Annotated in this window: 14 protein-coding genes; 5 read left to right on the top strand and 9 right to left on the bottom strand. The window is 71.0% G+C overall.

What is annotated here, in order from left to right; translation table 11 throughout:
- Nucleotides 1–49: 49 nt before the first annotated feature.
- The 8 genes from ACIPFH_RS07230 to ACIPFH_RS07195 form a co-directional block, all read right to left on the bottom strand.
- Nucleotides 50–1336, bottom strand: a complete 1287-nt coding sequence (locus ACIPFH_RS07230) for a flavin-containing monooxygenase (protein WP_401824043.1) — start codon at nucleotides 1334–1336, stop codon at nucleotides 50–52.
- Between the two features lie 206 nt (nucleotides 1337–1542).
- Entirely contained in the window at nucleotides 1543–2244 is a 702-nt protein-coding gene (locus tag ACIPFH_RS07225; protein ID WP_401824041.1) for a GntR family transcriptional regulator, read from the bottom strand.
- A 123-nt stretch (nucleotides 2245–2367) separates the two neighbouring features.
- Nucleotides 2368–3369 carry a proline racemase family protein gene (locus ACIPFH_RS07220; protein ID WP_401824040.1) on the bottom strand — a complete coding sequence of 334 codons (1002 nt, stop codon included), beginning with the start codon at nucleotides 3367–3369 and terminating at the stop codon, nucleotides 2368–2370.
- Nucleotides 3370–3411: 42 nt separating this feature from the next.
- Entirely contained in the window at nucleotides 3412–4329 is a 918-nt protein-coding gene (locus ACIPFH_RS07215; RefSeq protein WP_401824038.1) for a dihydrodipicolinate synthase family protein, read from the bottom strand.
- Nucleotides 4330–4378: 49 nt separating this feature from the next.
- Nucleotides 4379–5794 (bottom strand): FAD-dependent oxidoreductase, encoded by a 1416-nt coding sequence (locus ACIPFH_RS07210; protein WP_401824036.1) that lies wholly within the window; start codon nucleotides 5792–5794, stop codon nucleotides 4379–4381.
- Nucleotides 5787–6086, bottom strand: a complete 300-nt coding sequence (locus ACIPFH_RS07205; RefSeq protein WP_401824034.1) for a (2Fe-2S)-binding protein — start codon at nucleotides 6084–6086, stop codon at nucleotides 5787–5789. The genes ACIPFH_RS07210 and ACIPFH_RS07205 overlap by 8 nt, the downstream gene beginning before the upstream one ends.
- A complete protein-coding gene (locus tag ACIPFH_RS07200; RefSeq protein ID WP_401824032.1) occupies nucleotides 6083–7264 on the bottom strand; it encodes an NAD(P)/FAD-dependent oxidoreductase in 1182 nt (393 codons plus the stop codon). Before ACIPFH_RS07200 ends, ACIPFH_RS07205 begins: the two co-directional genes overlap by 4 nt.
- Nucleotides 7265–7322: 58 nt before the next feature.
- A complete protein-coding gene (locus ACIPFH_RS07195) occupies nucleotides 7323–8123 on the bottom strand; it encodes a hypothetical protein (protein ID WP_401825082.1) in 801 nt (266 codons plus the stop codon).
- A 458-nt stretch (nucleotides 8124–8581) separates the two neighbouring features.
- On the opposite strand from ACIPFH_RS07195, the gene ACIPFH_RS07190 reads away from it, so the two are divergent.
- Both ACIPFH_RS07190 and ACIPFH_RS07185 read left to right on the top strand, forming a co-directional pair.
- On the top strand, nucleotides 8582–9286 hold the full coding sequence (locus ACIPFH_RS07190; RefSeq protein WP_359126749.1) for a DNA polymerase beta superfamily protein: 705 nt from the start codon (nucleotides 8582–8584) through the stop codon (nucleotides 9284–9286).
- Nucleotides 9287–9697: 411 nt separating this feature from the next.
- Nucleotides 9698–11932 (top strand): elongation factor G, encoded by a 2235-nt coding sequence (locus ACIPFH_RS07185; protein WP_401824030.1) that lies wholly within the window; start codon nucleotides 9698–9700, stop codon nucleotides 11930–11932.
- A 136-nt stretch (nucleotides 11933–12068) separates the two neighbouring features.
- Here the strand turns inward: ACIPFH_RS07185 and ACIPFH_RS07180 are convergent, their stop codons facing one another.
- Nucleotides 12069–13862: a coagulation factor 5/8 type domain-containing protein gene (locus ACIPFH_RS07180; RefSeq protein ID WP_401824029.1), complete on the bottom strand. Its 1794-nt coding sequence runs from the start codon at nucleotides 13860–13862 to the stop codon at nucleotides 12069–12071.
- Between the two features lie 232 nt (nucleotides 13863–14094).
- Here ACIPFH_RS07180 and ACIPFH_RS07175 point away from each other — a divergent pair, with 232 nt between their 5' ends.
- Genes ACIPFH_RS07175 through ACIPFH_RS07165 form a run of 3 tightly spaced genes read left to right on the top strand, consistent with a single transcriptional unit; the run spans nucleotide 14095 to nucleotide 17267 of the window.
- Nucleotides 14095–15414, top strand: coding sequence for an ABC transporter substrate-binding protein (locus ACIPFH_RS07175; protein WP_401824028.1), 1320 nt, complete (start codon nucleotides 14095–14097; stop codon nucleotides 15412–15414).
- A 19-nt stretch (nucleotides 15415–15433) separates the two neighbouring features.
- On the top strand, nucleotides 15434–16420 hold the full coding sequence (locus tag ACIPFH_RS07170; protein WP_401824026.1) for a carbohydrate ABC transporter permease: 987 nt from the start codon (nucleotides 15434–15436) through the stop codon (nucleotides 16418–16420).
- Between the two features lie 7 nt (nucleotides 16421–16427).
- Complete coding sequence (locus ACIPFH_RS07165) at nucleotides 16428–17267, top strand: carbohydrate ABC transporter permease (protein ID WP_356250241.1); 840 nt, start codon at nucleotides 16428–16430, stop codon at nucleotides 17265–17267.
- The last annotated feature ends 10 nt before the right edge of the window (nucleotides 17268–17277 follow it).

Genomic DNA, 17277 nt, shown 5'->3' with positions numbered 1-17277 from the left:
CTTCTCCTCCGGCCGAAGACCGGTGAGCCCGGCGCCCTCCGCCCCGAGCTCACTCCTCCCGCAACTCCTGCAGGTAGGGCGCCACGTTGACCTGGGTCGACGCACCCTCCCGCTGCCCGTACTGACCCGCGACACCGCTCAGGTACGTGGCGATCTCCTTGTGCATGACCTCCGCCTCCGGCAGCACCGCGTCGCCGGTGACGAGCCGCGCGATCCACCGTGCCTGGGCCTCCACCAGCCGGGTGATCGAACCGACGGGACGGATCAGGCCGGCGAAGAACAGACCGGGGCGAGCCGGGGCGACGACCCGCTTGTACAGCTCGACCGAGCCCTGGGCGCCGACCGGGCAGCCGGGCTCCAGGAACGGGAAGGTCATCTGATAGCCGGTGCAGTACACGATGGCGTCGGCCCTGACCGACGTGCCATCGGTGAAGGAGACCCGGCCGCCGTCGACGGAGTCGATCGCGGGCTTCGGCGTGACCGCGCCATGGCGGATCCGGCTGAGGATCTCGTCGGAGATGGTGACGGCCGAGGCGAACACCGGATGGTCCGGCTCCGGCAGCCCGTGGTCGCTGAGCTTGCCGCGGGCGATCAGCAGGGCCTGCTCGATGAAACGGCGCTGCTCCGCCAGGGACATGCTGACCCACCACGGCGCGTCGGCGATCTCGTCGAGAGCCATGCCGAACAACTGCTTGGGCATGACGTGCAGTCCCCGGCGCACCGAGAGGACTGTCAGCTCGGCGTACCGGGAGAGGTCCGCGGCGATGTCCACCGCCGAGTTCCCGAGCCCCACGACGATGACGCGCTGCCCGGCGTATTCGCTGCCGTCGCGGTAGTCGAGAGAATGGTGAATCGTTCCTGTGAACGTTTCGGCACCCCTGGGCATCGCGGGCATCGACGGCTCCGAGTTGTGCCCGGAGGCGACGATCACGTGCGTGAAGCCGCGGGACGAGCTCACGCCGTCGGCATCCCGGCTGACGACCGTCCACCCACCGTCCGCCTCCTGCCGTACGGACTCCACGGTCGTCCCCAGCTCGATTCGGTCCAGTACGCCGGCCCACTCGGCGAACGAGCGCAGATAGGCGGCGATTTGGCTGTGCCGGGGATAGAGCGGGTAGGCGGCGGGCATCGGGTAGGCGGAGTGACCCGTGAGCTGCTTGGCGGTGTTGAGGTGCAGTGACAGATAGCCGGGGCCGCGTTCCCCCGCCTGCGGCCGACGCCAGATTCCGCCGACGTCCGATGCCTGTTCGAGGCAGACGAAGTCGAGCCCCTCGGACTTCAGGGCGTGTGCCGTCGTCAGACCGGACAATCCCGCACCGATCAGGCACAGACTCACGCGTTCCCCCACAGATTTGACGCCGTCCATTCACGCACGGGCAATTGACTGCCCGTGCGGCACTCTCTCCACGCTTGGCACCTCAGCGACAAGGATCACAGTAGGAACCCCGGGCCGAGGTGGCCTGCGGAAGGGGGACGGGTAGAGGGGACGTCGTGGGGCGAACCGCCCACTGAGGGCCGACCCGCCCACTCCGGGGCGAGTCGCTACTCGTGAGCGGAGGCCCACAAGCCCCGCACATGCCCCAGGTGGCGTGTCATGATCGCGTGCACGGCCCGCTCGTCCCGTGCCAGCAGGGCGTCCAGCAGCTCCAGGTGTTCTTCGGCGGAGGCCAGCAGACGACCCGAGGCGGAAAGCGCGGTGAGGCCGTACAGGCGGGCCCGGCCGCGCAGTTCACGGACGACCTCGACGAGGTGGGTGTTGCCCGCCAGAGCGAGCAGACCCAGGTGGAAACGGGTGTCGGCCTCGACGTACGCGATGAGGTCGCCCGCCACCGCCGCGGCGACGATCTCCCGGGCGGCCGGACGCAGCGCCTCCAGGGACACCGGGTCGGCGGTCGTCGCCAGTGCCACCACCGTGGGAATCTCGATGAGCGCGCGGACGTGGGTGTACTCGTCCAACTGCCTGTCGGAGACCTCGGTGACCCGGAACCCCTTGTTCGGGACGGCGTCGACCAGGCCCTCCTTCGCCAGGTCGAGCATCGCCTCGCGCACCGGTGTCGCCGACACTCCGAAGCGGGCGGCCAGGGCCGGAGCCGAGTACACCTCGCCGGGCAGCAGCTCGCCCGCGATCAGCGCGGCCCGCAGGGCATCGGCGACCCGCTCGCGATAGCTGCTGCGCCGGCCACCGAGCACGGGGAGGGAAGGTGCGGGGGGTGTCTGGCTGCTGGTGCGCCGGGCGGCGGCCATGGTGGGTCTCCTCGGTACGGGCTGTGCCATGTCACTCTGAGGTGCACTGTGCCATGTCACGTCGCACCCCTGCGCACGGCGTCGCTGACCTCTGCCGTGGTGCGGGTGCGGGCAGCCCCGGCGTCAGAGGACGAACCCCGCCGGGAACGGATCCGTCGGGTCCAGCAGATACTGGGCCGTCCCCGTGACCCAGGCGCGTCCGGTGAAGCTGGGGAGCACCGCCGGACGGTCCGCGACTTCCGTCGTGCCGAGCAGCCGGCCGGTGAAGCGGGTGCCGATGAAGGACTCGTTGACGAACTCGGTGTGCAACGGCAGCTCGCCCCTCGCGTGCAGTTGCGCCATGCGCGCACTCGTCCCCGTACCGCAGGGCGAGCGGTCGAACCAGCCCGGATGGATGGCCATCGCGTGCCGGGAGTGGCGGGCGGTGGCGCCGGGCGCGTACAGGTGCACGTGATGACAGCCGCGGATGGACGGGTCCTCGGGGTGGACCGGTTCCCCTTCGGAGTTGATCACCTCCATCAGTGACAGCCCGGCTCGCAGGATGTCGTCCTTGCGCGCGCGGTCGAAGGGCACCCCGAACTCCGACAGCGGCAGGATCGCGTAGAAGTTGCCGCCGTACGCCAGGTCGTACGTCACCGTACGGCCGTCGGGCAGCGTCGCCGTGCGGTCCAGCGCGACCGCGAAGGAGGGGACGTTCCGCAGGGTCACGGACGTGGCCGCGCCGTCCTCGACGGCCACCTCGGCGACGACCGGCCCGGCCGGGGTGTCCAGTCGGATGGTGGTGACCGGTTCGACGACCTCGACCATGCCCGTTTCGACGAGCACGGTCGCCACCCCGATCGTGCCGTGCCCGCACATCGGCAGATAGCCCGAGACCTCGATGTAGACGACGCCCCAGTCGCAGTCCGACCGCGTGGGCGGCTGGAGGATCGCGCCGCTCATGGCGGAGTGGCCGCGCGGCTCGTTCATCAACAACTGCTTGATGTGGTCGCGGTGTTCACGGAAGTACAACCGCCGCTCGTTCATCGTCGCGCCGGGGATGGTGCCGATCCCGCCGGTGATCACACGTGTGGGCATGCCCTCCGTGTGCGAGTCGACGGCGTGCAGGACGAGCTTGCTGCGCACGATGTCTCCCTTCTGTCTTGAAGTCGCGCGGGACGGCGGCCACTACGCCAGCCCGGCCGCGACCGCCTTCTCGGTGGCAGAACGGACGATCGCCTCCTGGTCCGGCAGCAGCGGGACCCGTGGCGGGCGGCAACCGCCGCCGTGGCGGCCCACGATGTCCATCGAGAGTTTGATCGCCTGGACGAACTCGACGCGCGAGTCCCAGCGCAGCAGCGGATGAAGCTGACGGTAGAGGGGAAGAGCGGTGGCGAGATCACCGGCTGCGGCCGCCCGGTACAGTTCGACCGAGGACTTCGGCAGGGCGTTGGGGTAACCGGCCACCCAGCCCTTGGCGCCCGCCATCACCAGTTCCAGCAGCACGTCGTCCGCACCCACCAACAGGTCGAGATCCGGGGCGAGTTCCGCGATCCGGTAGGCACGGCGCACATCGCCCGAGAACTCCTTGACACCCTGGATGTGCCCTTCGCCGTGCAGCCGGGCCAGCAGTTCGGGTACGAGATCGACCTTGGTGTCGATCGGGTTGTTGTACGCCACGACCGGCAGGCCTGCTTCCGCGACCTGGGCGTAGTGGGCCACGACGGCACGCTCGTCCGCGCGGTAGGCGTTGGGCGGGAGCAGCATCACCGCCGCGCAGCCCGCCTCGGCCGCCTGCTCGGTCCAACGGCGGGCCTCCGCCGAGCCATAGGCGGCGACACCCGGCATCACCCGCGCCCCGCCGATCGCGGCCACCGCTGTCTCGACCACCCTGGCGCGTTCCTCGGGCGTGAGCACCTGGTACTCGCCCAGCGAACCATTGGGCACGACGCCGTCACAGCCGTTCGCCACCAGCCAGGAGCAGTGCTCGGCGTACCGGTCGTGGTCGACGGACAGGTCGTCCCGGAGCGGGAGCGCGGTGGCCACCAGGACGCCACGCCAGGGGCGGTGCCCAGGGGTGGCGGGGGCGGGAGTGGAGACGGTCATGGGCGAGTCCCTTCGGGGGTGAGAAGCCCGGGCGGTGAGGTGTGACATTTCACTGTGTGGGTGTCGCCGTGTGATCGGGCGGCGGCGCGGCCAGCACACCCAGGGGCACGGGGCGGGCCAGCAGCCGTCGTGCCGGCACGAGTTCGCAGCCCGCGACGCCGGCCACCCCGGGTTCGCACATACGGCCCTGGCACCAGCCCATTCCGGCCCGGGTCAGCAGCTTCACGGTGCGCAGATCGCCGGCGCCGAGCGTGCCGACGGCCTCGCGGACGGCGCCGGCGGTGACCTCCTCGCAGCGGCACACGACCGTCTCGTCGGTCACCTGCTCCGTCCACCGGACCGGCCGGGCGGCGTACGCGGCGTCCAGTGTCGCGAAGGACGACCGCAGCCGCGTACGGGCCCGGGCGGCCGGCGCCCACTCCCGTGGGTCGGGAACGGTACCGGTCAGCCTCGCCGCCGCCGATCGTCCGGCGATGTGCCCCTCGGCGAGAGACAGCGTCGCGCCGCCGATCCCCGTGGCCTCGCCGGCGGCCCAGACGCCGGGGACATCGGTGCGCTGCTCGTCGTCCGCGTACACGCGCGGCCCGTCGAGGCGGCAGCCCAGCCCGTCCGCGAGATCGGTGTGCGGCAGCATGCCGTGGCCGACGGCGAGGGTGTCGCAGGTGAGACGCCGTTGCGTGCCGGGCACCGGCCGGCCCTCGGCGTCCAGCGCGGCGACGGTGACGGACTCCACCCGCTCGGTACCGTGTGCCTCCAGCACCGCATGACGGACCAGCACGGGCACGCGATGCCCCAGGAGCCGGGTCGCGTGGACCATCCCCTCGGCGAGCTTCGCGGGGGCGGCGGCCCAGGCCCGGGAGTGACGTACGAAGCCACCCGGCCCGGCCGACTCCACGAGGGCGGCTACCTGGGCGCCCGCGGCCGCGAGGCCGGTGGCGACGGGAAGCAGCAGGGGCCCGGTGCCGGCCACGACCGCCTTGCGGCCCGGCAGCACGAGCCCGCCCTTCAGCAGCGCCTGAGCGCCGCCCGCGGTGACCACGCCGGGCAGTGTCCAGCCGGGGAACGGCAGGACCTTCTCGTAGCCGCCGGTCGCCAGGAGCACCCCGTCGGCGCGGACCGCGACCGACTCCTCCTGTTCCGGGCCGATCAGCGCGTGCACGGTGAACCCACTCGATTCCCCTTCCACACACCACACATGACGGTCACTCAGGTGCACCACGCGTTCGGCGGCGAGGTGGGTGTCGAGTCCCGCGCGCAGTCGCTCCCAGGTGCGCCGCTGGTGAGGAAGGGCCTGCGCACGCCGGGCCCCGAGTCCGTGCGGGGGCTGCCGGTAGAACTGTCCGCCCGCCTCGACGCCGGAGTCGATCAGCACCACGCGCACGCCTCGGGCCGCGGCTGCCAGGGCGGCGGCCAGACCGGCCGGGCCCGCGCCGATCACCGCCAGGACCGGGCGGTGCTCAGCCATCGTGACCCGTCCCCTCCTGCGTACGGATGTCCGCGCCCGGCACCGCCGTCACCAGACAGGCCCGTTGATTGGGGCGTCCGTCGACGGTCACCAGGCAGTCGAAGCACACGCCGATCCCGCAGAAGACGCCGCGCGCCCGCCCTCCGTCCCGCGTGGTGCGCCAGGCCGTGACGCCGGACGCCCACAGTGCGGCGGCGATGGTCTGCCCGGGCAGTGCCTGGATCTCCCGGCCGTCGAAGGTGACGGCGAACGGGGCGCCGGGGTGCGCCCGGGCCGGCTGCAGGGGGTTCACGGAGCGGCCTCCTCGGCGATGCGGTCAAGGCGGTCGGGGTGGTCGAAGCGGTCGGGGCGGAACGGAGTCAGGTCCAGCTCAGGGCGCTTGCCGGTGAGGATCCGCGCGATCAGGTGACCGGTGCCGGTCGCGAGGCCGATACCCGCGCCCTCGTGCCCGCAGGCGTGGAACAGCCCGGGCACCCGCGGGTCGGGTCCGACGGCGGGCAGATGGTCGGGCATGTAGGGGCGGAAGCCGACGTAGGTGCGCATCGCCCGCACGTTTTCCAGGAACGGGAACAGACGCGTCGCGCCCGCCGCGAGAGCGCGGACGACCGGCAGCGAGAAGGACCGGTCGAAGCCGACCCGTTCGCGGCTCGCGCCGATCAGCACGGGCCCGGCTGCGGTCCCCTCGACGACCGGTGAGGTCTGCAGGGCGGCCGAGTCGCTCGCCACATCGGCCACATAGTCGGCGGCGTACACCTTGTGCCGCACCCGGCGCGGCAGTGGCTCCGTGACCAGGACGAAACCGCGGCGGGGGAGTACGGGCAGCTCCACCCCCGCGAGCGCGGCGACCTCGGCCCCCCAGGTTCCGGCCGCGTTCACCACCACCGGCGCCAGGATGTCGCCCCGGTCGGTGCGCACGCCCCGCACGGCGCCGCCGGTGTCGCGCAGTACCCGCGTCACCGTCCGGCCGGTCTCCAGGCGCGCACCCGAGGCCCTGACAACGTGGGCCGCGGCCAGGGTGGGCATGACCTGGGCGTCCTGCGGATACAGCACGCCGCCCGCCAGCCCTCGCGCCAAGTACGGTTCCAGGTCCGGAAGTCGTGTCGCGTCGACCTGGACCGCGGCCACGCCGGCCGCGCGCTGTCCGGCCGCCAGGGCCGTCAGGGCGGTGAGCGCCTCCGGCGTGGAGGCGACGACCAGACCGCCCTTGGGTTCGTACTCGACGGCCGTGTCCAGTTCCCGCGCCAGCTCACCCCACAACCGGGCCGACAGCAGAGCCAGTTGGAGCTCGGGTCCCGGCTCCTTGTCGGAGACGAGGAGGTTGCCCTCGCCGGCACCGGTCGTGCCGCCGGCCACCGGGCCCCGGTCGACCACGATCACGTCCAGTCCGGCACGGGCCGCGTACAGCGCGCAGGCGGCGCCCACCATGCCGGCGCCGACGACCACGACGTCACCGCTCGGTCGCTTGGTCACGACAGTAATATGTCACATGGTTCACAGGGGACGGAAGAAGGCCGCAGCGGCGGAGCGCTCAGTCGAACTCGCTGGGCTCCGGAGCCGGAGAGCGGCCTTCCCGCACGTCCTTGAGCCGTGTGGTGCCTTGGCCGACCGCGTCCTTGGTGCTGCCGTGGTCCGCGCCGTCGGATCCGCCGTTGGTGACCGTGATCGCGTCGTCCCCGACCCGTACGACGGCGACGTCCAGAGTGAGCGTGACCGGGGTGCCGCCGGAGGGTCCCGACACGGTCACCGTGAGGCCCTGCCGGGCGTCACCCACGTCGGGCAGGGAGGCCTCGACCACCTGCACGGTACGGGTGGTCCCGTCGGAGGCGACCGCGTTGAACTGGTCGCATGCGGTCGGCAGGGATTCCAGCCAGGTCAGCGACTGGTCCAGGGTGGCCGACCGGTAGGCGGCGACCTGGTAGAGCAGCCGGGAGTCGCCCTCGGTGAATCCGGTGAGCGCCGACGGGCCGGGCGGAGCCCCGAGGAGGTCTTCGTCGTAGAGCCCGTCGAGCAGGCGCTGACAGTCGGCGGCCTGCGTCTTGCCGGTGAGGAACTGGGCGGCGTCGACCGTGCCGATGAGCATCCGGTCCCGCCAGCTCGCCGCGGTCTTGACCTGCGTCCAATCGTCCTCGAGGTCCCCCTCGGTGATCAGCGCCGTCTGCGCGCCGGCCGTGGTGAGCGGCGTGATCGTGGGGGACGCGGCGGAGGTCCGGGTGGCGGACGGTGAGGTCGCGGTGCTCGAGGCGGTCGACGCGGTCGACGAGCTGTCGTCTCCGTCGGAACAGGCCGCCGTGGCGAGCAGCGTTCCGACGGCCAGAGCGGCGGCCAGCACCCGGGTCGGGCGGCCGGGGCGCGTCGGCCCGGCCGGACCGGCCGGGCCCGAGGGACGGGGCGGGGTGGACGGTCGGGACGAGTGGCGAGCGCTGGTCACGGATACCTCCTGAGGACGGTTCGGGGACGGGGCGGTCCGGTGCCGGTCCCCGCGGGCGCGCCCCGGCGGGATCCCGAGGGCCTCCTCTCGTCGACCTGGGTGCTTCCCAGGCACCCGGTGAGCTCTGGTGGGGCTACCTCTGTCCCTACACGGCACCACCGGCCGGGCCGCTCGACCAGCGCACTGAGCCGTCCGGGTGAACAGGCGGACGGGGTGCGGCGTGGGTGGAGCAGGTCGTCGCGGCCGGGCCCGACAGGAAAATACGAGGAAGCCCGGACCGGCGCCGGGGCATCATGGCGGTCCTGTCACCCGGCCACGGGGGCAGGCGATCACCATCAGGGGAACGACCGGGGGCACCTGTGACCGTCACCAACATCCTGCTGTCCGGCATCGTCGGCTCGACCGCCTACGGGCTCGCCCACGAAGGCTCCGACGTGGACCGCCTCGGCATGTTCGCCGCCCCCACCGAGGAACTGCACGGCCTGCACCAGCCGAAGGAGTCGCACGTCAGCACGGCACCCGACCGCACCCTGCACGAGGCCGCGAAGTGGTGCAGGCTCGCCCTCGGCGGCAACCCGACCGTGATGGAACTCGTCTGGCTGCCGGACGAGTTGTACGAGGTGCGGACACCGCTCGGCGACGAACTCATCGGCCTCCGTGAGACTTTGCTCAGCGCGCGTCGGGTCCGCGACGCCTATCTCGGCTATGCCACGCAACAGTTCCGGAAACTGCAGAACCGCAGCGAAGGCCCTCTCGGCGCGGACACCCCCAAGCGGACCGCCAAGCACGCCCGTCACCTCAAGCGGCTGTGCACCCAGGGCTACGAGCTGTACGCCACCGGGCGGTTGTCGATCCGCGTCGACGACCCGGAGAGCTACCACGCGTTCGGTGAACAGGTCGCCGCCGAACCCGAAGCCGCGCTGCCGCTGCTGCGCCACTTCGAGGAGGCGTTCGCCCGGACCCGCAGCGTGCTGCCCGAACATCCCGAGGAGACGGCTGCCGACGCCTGGCTGCGCCGGGTGCGGAGGCGGTTCTACACCGCGGCGCAGGCTACGCCCGTGTGAACGTCGGACGCGCTTCGTGGGGCGGAGCCGCGTCGAAGCGGTGGGGCGGGGCGCGCGACAAATCGCGTGCGGCGCGGACGCGTTCGCCCCTACACTCGCCAACACCGAGTGCGGCCCACGACATGGGCGGCGCGGGACCGAGACGAACGAGGGGAGCCCGGCCATGTGTGTCCACGCCGCTGCCGTCGCTCCCCGCTCCCGCTACGAGGTGATCCTCGTGTCTCCGTCCGTCCGGTGCTCGCTGCGCGGCCGGCACCGGGCCTCCTGACGAAGGTCTGAACTCACACCGAAACGCCTCTTTGACGCACTGCGGTCGCAGTGCGTCCGAGGGTGCGTCAAAGAGGTGTCGTTCGCCCTTCGTCCGGACAATCGCGCTGCCCGTTCTCGGAACACTCCGAAAGGCCAGGGGCCGTGCGCAACAACCTCGACCGTCAGCTCTCCGTCGTCCGCAACCTGGGCATCCTCGCCCACGTCGACGCAGGCAAGACCACCGTCACCGAGCGGATCCTGTACGCCACCGGGACCACGCACAAGCGCGGCGAGGTCCACGACGGCACGACCATCACCGACTTCGACCCCCAGGAGCGCGACCGGGGAATCACCATCTTCGCCGCGGCCGTCAGCTGCGACTGGGACGGTCACCGCATCAACCTGATCGACACCCCCGGGCACGTCGACTTCGCCGACGAGGTGGAACGCTCGCTGCGGGTGCTCGACGGCGCGGTGGCGGTGTTCGACGCCGTCGCGGGCGTGGAGCCGCAGAGCGAGTCCGTGTGGCGGCAGGCCGACCGGCACGGCGTGCCGAGGATCGCGTTCGTCAACAAGCTGGACCGGGTGGGGGCCGACCTCGACGCCGCGGTGGCGTCGATCCGGGAGCGTCTCCATCCGGTTCCACTGGTCGTCCAGCTGCCGGTCGGCGTGGAGGACGGCTTCACCGGCGTCGTCGACCTGCTGCGCATGCGAGCGCTGAACTGGAGCGACGGCGGCGACACGGCCGTCGAGGACGTCGTCCCGGAGGAGCTGAGGGAGGAGGCGCTGCGTCGGCGTCGGCTGCTGGAGGAGGCCGTGGCGGAGCGGCACCCGGCCGCGCTGGAGGAGTTCTGCGACCGGGAGACACTCTCGGCCGAGACCCTCTCCGGTGCCCTGCGCGACCTGACTCGCACGGGTGACGCGGTGGTGGTGCTGTGCGGCTCGGCCTATCGCAACCGTGGGATCGAACCGCTGCTGGACGCCGTCGTCGCCTATCTGCCGTCGCCGCTGGACGTGCCGCCCGTATGCGGTATGCCTCCCGGGGTCGGCGGTGTGCGCCATGCTGTCGACGGTATGGCGCGGGCCGACGGTGTGCGGCATGGCGCCGGCCGTGCACGGCCTGGTGTCAACGGCATGCACGATGGCGGCCACGGTGTGCGCGAGGGCGCCGACCCCATGGACGACGGAGTCGACCGTGTGCAGGATGCCGTCGGCGAACAGCGACCCGCCGACCCGTCCGCGCCGTTCGCGGCTCTCGCGTTCAAGGTCGCCGCCACCGCCACCGGACGGCTCACCTACCTGCGGGTGTACTCGGGCACGATCCAGAAGGGAGACCTGGTGTGGGAGTCGGGCGCGCGGCGTACCGAGCGGGTCGGCCGGATCCTGCGTGTGCAGGCCGACCGGCACGCCCAGCTGGAGCGGGCGGTCGCCGGGGACATCGTGGCCGTGGTCGGGCTGAAGTCGGCCCGTGCGGGTTCGACGCTGAGCGCGCCGGAGGCGCCGGTCGTCCTGGAGCCGCCCGGGGTCGCCGACCCGGTCGTCTCCGTGGCGGTGGAGTCGCGCACGAGCACCGACGCCGACCGGCTGGCCTCGGCACTCGCCCGGCTGGCCGAGGAGGACCCGTCGCTGGTCGTCCGGACCGACCCGGAGACCGGTCAGACGGTGCTGTCGGGCATGGGTGAACTGCATCTGGAGGTCGCGGTGGAGAAGATCCGCCGCAGTCTCGGTCTGGAGGTCAACGTGGGCCGCCCGAGGGTGACTTATCGCGAAACCGTCGCCAGAGGGGTGTCCGGCCTGGTCTTCCGGCATGTCAAACAGGACGGTGGGGCGGGCCAGTTCGCCCATGTGGTGCTCGATGTCGAGCCGCTCGGCGCGGACGACGCGGGAGGCGGTGCGGATTCCGGCTTCGCGTTCCGGTCGACCGTCGTCGGTGGACGGGTGCCGCAGGAGTACGTCCGTGCGGTCGAGGCCGGCTGTCGGGACGCCCTCGCCGAGGGTCCCGTGGGCGGGCATCCGGTCACCGGGCTGCGGGTCACCCTGACGGACGGGGCGACGCATGTGAAGGACTCCTCCGAGACGGCCTTCCGCACCGCCGGCCGGTTCGGGCTGCGGGAGGCCCTGCGCGCCTGTGCGATGGTCCTGCTGGAACCGGTCGTCGAGGTCACCGTCACCGTGCCCGAGGACGCCGTCGGCGGGGTCCTCGGCGACCTGGCCGCCCGGCGCGGGCGGGTCACCGACTCGGCCGTGCGCGGCGGCTCGGCGGTGGTCACCGCCACCGTGCCGCTGGCCGAACTGTTCGGCTACGCGACCCGGTTGCGGAGCCGGACCCAGGGCCGGGGCACCTTCTCGGCCCGGCCGACGGGCTACTCCCCGGCGCCGGTGGCGGCGAGGCAGTAGTCCCCGGCGAGCCTACGACCCCGTCTCACCGAGGTCGTAGGCCGCGGGTCCGCCTGTCGGTCCGTGCCGCGAACACCTGACGTTCGTGGCGCGGACCGACGGGGGCGGACGTCGCCATGCGCGGCTCACACGCGGGTCAGGGGTAGGACACCACGGTCGACGGTACCGTCGAGGTGCCGGAGGTCGGGGCCCCGAGGTCGTTGATGACGTGTTCGTACTGGCCTTGGCCGCCCAGGGAGACCACCAGCAGGTCGTGGAACTTCACACCCGGTACGTTCGGGGCGGCGAAGCCATGGTGCTGGACGATCGTCGGGTCGACGTTGTAGTAGCAGTAGCTGCCCAGCCCCCAGCCCTCGTGCGTGGTGACGCCGGCGCCGACCTTGTAGGCGGCGTAGCCCTTCACCGAGCCGTTCTGGACGGCGGCCTGGTTCGGCGCGTCGTAGGCCTTCTCGTTCTGGAAGAAGATCGTGCGGCCGCGCTGGCCGTTCCACTGCACGTCGTACTTGTTGAAGTGTTCTACGAACAGGCCCGTGGCCAGCACGTCGTGGCCGTTGACGACGACGCCGTAGTCGGCCCGGTTGGTCTCCCAGCCGACGCCCTCGCCGTGGTCGGCACGCCAGACCCAGGTGTGGTCGACGATCGTGTGACGGTTGTTGATCACCATGCTGGTGGTGGCCCTGCCGGCGCCCGCCCCGCCGATCCGGACGAACACGTCCTGGACGGTCGTCGGGTTGGCGGAGTGGTCGCGCCAGGCGCCGGGCGGACCGACTTCCAGCAGCGTCGGGGAGTTGACGGGCCCGGCGTCGACGAGGAGGCCCGCCAGCCGGACCCCGTCGACGTCGGCCACCTTCAGCGCGGTGACGCCGTTGTCGGGGATCAGGGTGGCGTAACCCAGGCCGAGTACGACCGTGTCGGCGCGGTTCACCTGGATCGGCCGGTCGAGGTGGTAGATCCCCGGCGTCAGCAGCAGGTTGAGGCCCTGCGCGAGCGCCTGGTTGAGTGTGGCCGCGGAGACGCCCGGCCTGGCGACGTAGAACCGGGACAGGGGCAGCGAGCTGCCGCGCGGTGTGCCGTTGCCCCAGGTGACCCCGCGCGCGTCGGTCCGCTTGGCGGGCAGGAACACCCGGTACCCGCCGCCGTCGACGTACAGGAACGGCTTCTCCCGTGAGACCGGCGTCGTGTCGAGCGTGGTGTACGGCGGGTTGGGGAAGCTCTGGGCGGGGGCGCCCTCGACCCCCGAGAACACCATGTTCCACACGCCGTTGAGCCAGCTGCCGATCGCGCTGTCCCGGGTGTACCACTGCTGCTGCGAGTACGGCCCGATCTCGCCCTCTACACGGCTGTCGGCGATGTAGCCGCCGCTGGCCCAACCGTACCCGGACGGGGCGAGGTTGAGGCCGCCGCGGATGTGCATGCGGCGGAAGGGGGCCGCCTGGGCGACCGCCCAGCGGTTGGTCCCGCTGACCGGGACGAGCGCCAGGTTCTCCGCCGAACGCCAGAAGTTCTGGGTGGCGTTGCCGCCGAACCAGCCCGCGTCGACGGTCACGTCCCCGTTGATGGTCGTGTCGTCGGGGGAGAGGCCGAGGCCGGCGATCGAGGTGTAGAAGCCGAGTTGGGCGTTGAGGCCGTGGTAGGTACCGGGTTTGAACAGCAACGCGTAGCGTCCGGTGCCGAACTGTGCCGACTCCTGCTGCCGGAACACGGTGTCCAGCCGGGCCTGGATGTCCGGGGTCGAGGGGTCGAAGACGAGGACGTTCGGGCCGAGGTCGCCACCGCCCGGCAGGGCACGCGGACGCTTGCCGCGCGAGGCGGCCGAGGCCGGCGTGGAGGCGAGTACGGCGAGCGCCGGGGCGGCCGCGGCCGTGGCGGCGGCGGCGAGTACTGCTCTGCGGCGCACGGCGGGTGTCTCCGGCGGGGGAGTGTGGGGCATGGGCGGCTCTCCTCGGTCCAGGCCGCTCGGCATGTGAACGGCTGATTTAAGGAAGTGAACGGTCGCTGAGTTGAGAGCGCTCTCTCAGCGCTGAATGCTTCAACTACCTGAACGTGCGCGTCAAGTGGTGCGACCGGAGTTCCCCGGACTGTGCCGGAACTCTTGACGTGGTCCTCTCCCAGGGTTTAACTCACGTCCTAAATTAAGCCCTGATGACACCGGGAGCCCGCCCATGCGCACCATCCGAGCCGCGGCCACAGGAGCCGTCGTCATGTCACTCGCCCTCGCGGCCACGGCCTGCGGAGGCGGAAGCTCCACGGACGGCGGAGGCTCCAACGACTCGCCGAAGACCTTGACGTACTGGGCATCGAACCAGGGCGCGAGCATCGAGGTGGACAAGAAGGTCCTCCAGCCGGAACTCGACAAGTTCGAGAAGCGGACCGGGATCAAGGTGAAGCTGGAGGTCGTCCCCTGGTCGGACCTGCTCAACCGGATCCTTACGGCGACCACGTCCGGTCAGGGCCCCGACGTCCTCAACATCGGCAACACCTGGTCGGCCTCGCTCCAGGCCACGGGCGCGCTGCTGCCCTGGGACGACGCGAACCTCGCGAAGATCGGGGGCAGGGACCGCTTCGTCGCCTCCGCGCTCGGCTCGACGGGAGCGCGGGACAAGGACCCGGCGGCGGTGCCGCTGTACTCGATGGCCTACGCCCTCTACTACAACAAGCAGGTCTTCGCCGACGCAGGCATCGCCCAACCACCCGCCACGTGGGCCGAGTTGGTGGCCGATGGCAAAAAGATCCAGGCGAAGGGCAAGCAGGTCCTGGGCGCCGAGGGCGCGAACGTCTCGGAGAACGTCCACCACGTCTTCGTCTTCGCCAAGCAGCACGGCGCCGACTTCTTCTCCGCCGACGGCAAGCCGGACTTCACGTCCGACGGAGCGGTCTCCGCCGTCAAGCAGTACGTCGACCTGATGGCGAAGGACAAGGTCATCCCGCAGGGCAACGCCGAGTACGCGCAGAACCAGTCCGTGAGCGACTTCGCCAAGGGGAAGACGGCGATGCTGCTGTGGCAGTCCGCGTCCGCCAACCTCAAGTCCCAGGGCATGAGCGAGGACCTGTACGGCATCGCCCCGGTACCCGTGCGGTCCGGCACCCCCGGCAGCGGCGCCCAGATCAACTCGATGGTCGCGGGCATCAATCTGGCGGTCTTCAAGAACACCGACAACATCGACGGCGCCACCGAGTTCGTGAAGTTCATGACCGGCGACGAGGAGCAGAAGATCCTCAACACGGCCTACAGCACCATCCCGCCCGTCGCCTCCGCCCAGTCGGACGCCTCGTTCAACTCCCCGGCGAACGCGGTCCTGAAGGACACCCTCGCCAAGAGCGCCGCCGCGCTGCCGCAGGTCGCCGACGAGTCGCAGTTCGAGACGACGATCGGTACGGCCGTCAAGGAACTGTTCGCCGACGCGGCAGCCGGCCGCCCGGTGACCACCGAGTCGGTGAAGGCCAAGCTCGCCAAGGCCCAGCAGCAGATGCCGACGAAGTGAGCCGGACGAAGTGAGCCAGATGACCACCACGGCCGAGGTCGAAAGGCCTCGCGCGGACCATGGCACCGGCCGGGCCCCGCGCCCGCGTCCCGGCCGGATCCGCCGCATCGGACTGCCCTACCTGCTGCTCCTGCCCGCCCTCGTCCTCGAACTCCTCGTTCATCTCGTGCCGATGGTGATCGGCGTCGTGATGAGCTTCAAGGAGCTCACCCAGTTCTACATCCGCGACTGGGGCACGGCTCCCTGGTCCGGGCTCGACAACTACCGCGTGTCGGTGGACTTCGACGCTCCCGTCGGCGAGGCACTGCTGCACTCGTTCCTCGTCACCGTCGGCTTCACCCTGCTCTCGGTCGGCCTGTGCTGGCTCATCGGCACCGCGGCGGCGATCTTCATGCAGGACGCCTTCCGCGGGCGGGGGCTGCTGCGGGCGCTCTTCCTGGTGCCCTACGCCCTGCCGGTCTACGCGGCCGTGATCACCTGGGTGTTCATGTTCCAGCACGACAACGGTCTGGTGAACCACGTCCTGCACGACCAGCTGCACCTCACCGACCAGCCCTCCTTCTGGCTCATCGGCGACAACAGCTTCTACGCCCTGCTCACCGTGTCGGTGTGGAAGGGCTGGCCGTTCGCCTTCCTCATCGTCATGGCCGGCCTGCAGAACATCCCGCGTGAGCTGTACGAGGCGGCGGCGCTGGACGGCGCGGGCATGTGGCAGCAGATCCGCCGGATCACCCTGCCGTCCCTGGGCCCGGTCAACCAGGTGCTGGTCCTGGTCCTGTTCCTCTGGACGTTCAACGACTTCAACACGCCGTTCGTCCTGTTCGGCAGGGCCGCCCCGGAAGCCGCGGATCTCGTCTCGGTCCACATCTACCAGGCCTCCTTCGTGACCTGGAACTTCGGCACCGGCTCGGCCATGTCGGTCCTGCTGCTGCTCTTCCTGCTGGCCGTGACGGGCGTCTACCTGGCCGTCACCTCGCGCGGACGGAGGACTTCCCGTGCGCGGTAACTCACCCATGTCACCACCGAGTTCGTTCCTCTGGTCCCGACGGATCTTCCTCACCCTGCTCACCGGCTTCGTGCTGCTGCCGGTGTACGTGATGGTCTCCAGCTCGCTGAAGCCCCTCGCGGACGTCACGGGCGAGTTCCGCTGGCTGCCCAGCGGCCTGACGATCCGCCCGTACATCGACATCTGGTCGACGGTCCCGCTCGCCAGGTACTTCGTGAACTCGCTGATCGTGGCGGGCGCGGCGACCGTCTGCTCGGTGGTGATCGCCGTGTTCAGCGCCTACGCGGTGAGCCGCTACGACTTCCGTGGGAAACGGGTCTTCACGGTCACCGTCCTGTCGACGCAGATGTTCCCCGGCATCCTCTTCCTCCTCCCCCTGTTCCTGCTCTACGTCAACATCGGCAACGCCACCGGCATCGCGCTCTTCGGCTCCCGCGGCGGCCTGATCCTGACGTACCTGACGTTCTCCCTCCCCTTCTCCATCTGGATGCTGATCGGCTACTTCGACTCGGTGCCGCGCGACCTCGACGAGGCGGCTCTGGTGGACGGCTGCGGTCCGCTCGGCGCGCTCTTCCGGATCGTCGTACCGGCGGCGATCCCCGGCATCGTGGCGGTCGCCGTCTACGCCTTCATGACCGCCTGGGGTGAAGTCCTGTTCGCCTCCGTCATGACCAACGACACCACCCGCACACTCGCCGTCGGACTCCAGGGCTACTCCACCCTCAACGACGTCTACTGGAACCAGATCATGGCCGCCTCGCTGGTCGTCAGTGTGCCCGTGGTGGCCGGCTTCCTGCTGCTCCAGCGCTATCTCGTCGCAGGGCTGACGGCCGGAGCGGTGAAGTGACCAACCACCC

It is taken from the genome of Streptomyces sp. NPDC088157 (assembly GCF_044741545.1).
Lineage (GTDB): Bacteria > Actinomycetota > Actinomycetes > Streptomycetales > Streptomycetaceae > Streptomyces.
This window is presented reverse-complemented; position numbering and strand designations above follow the sequence as displayed.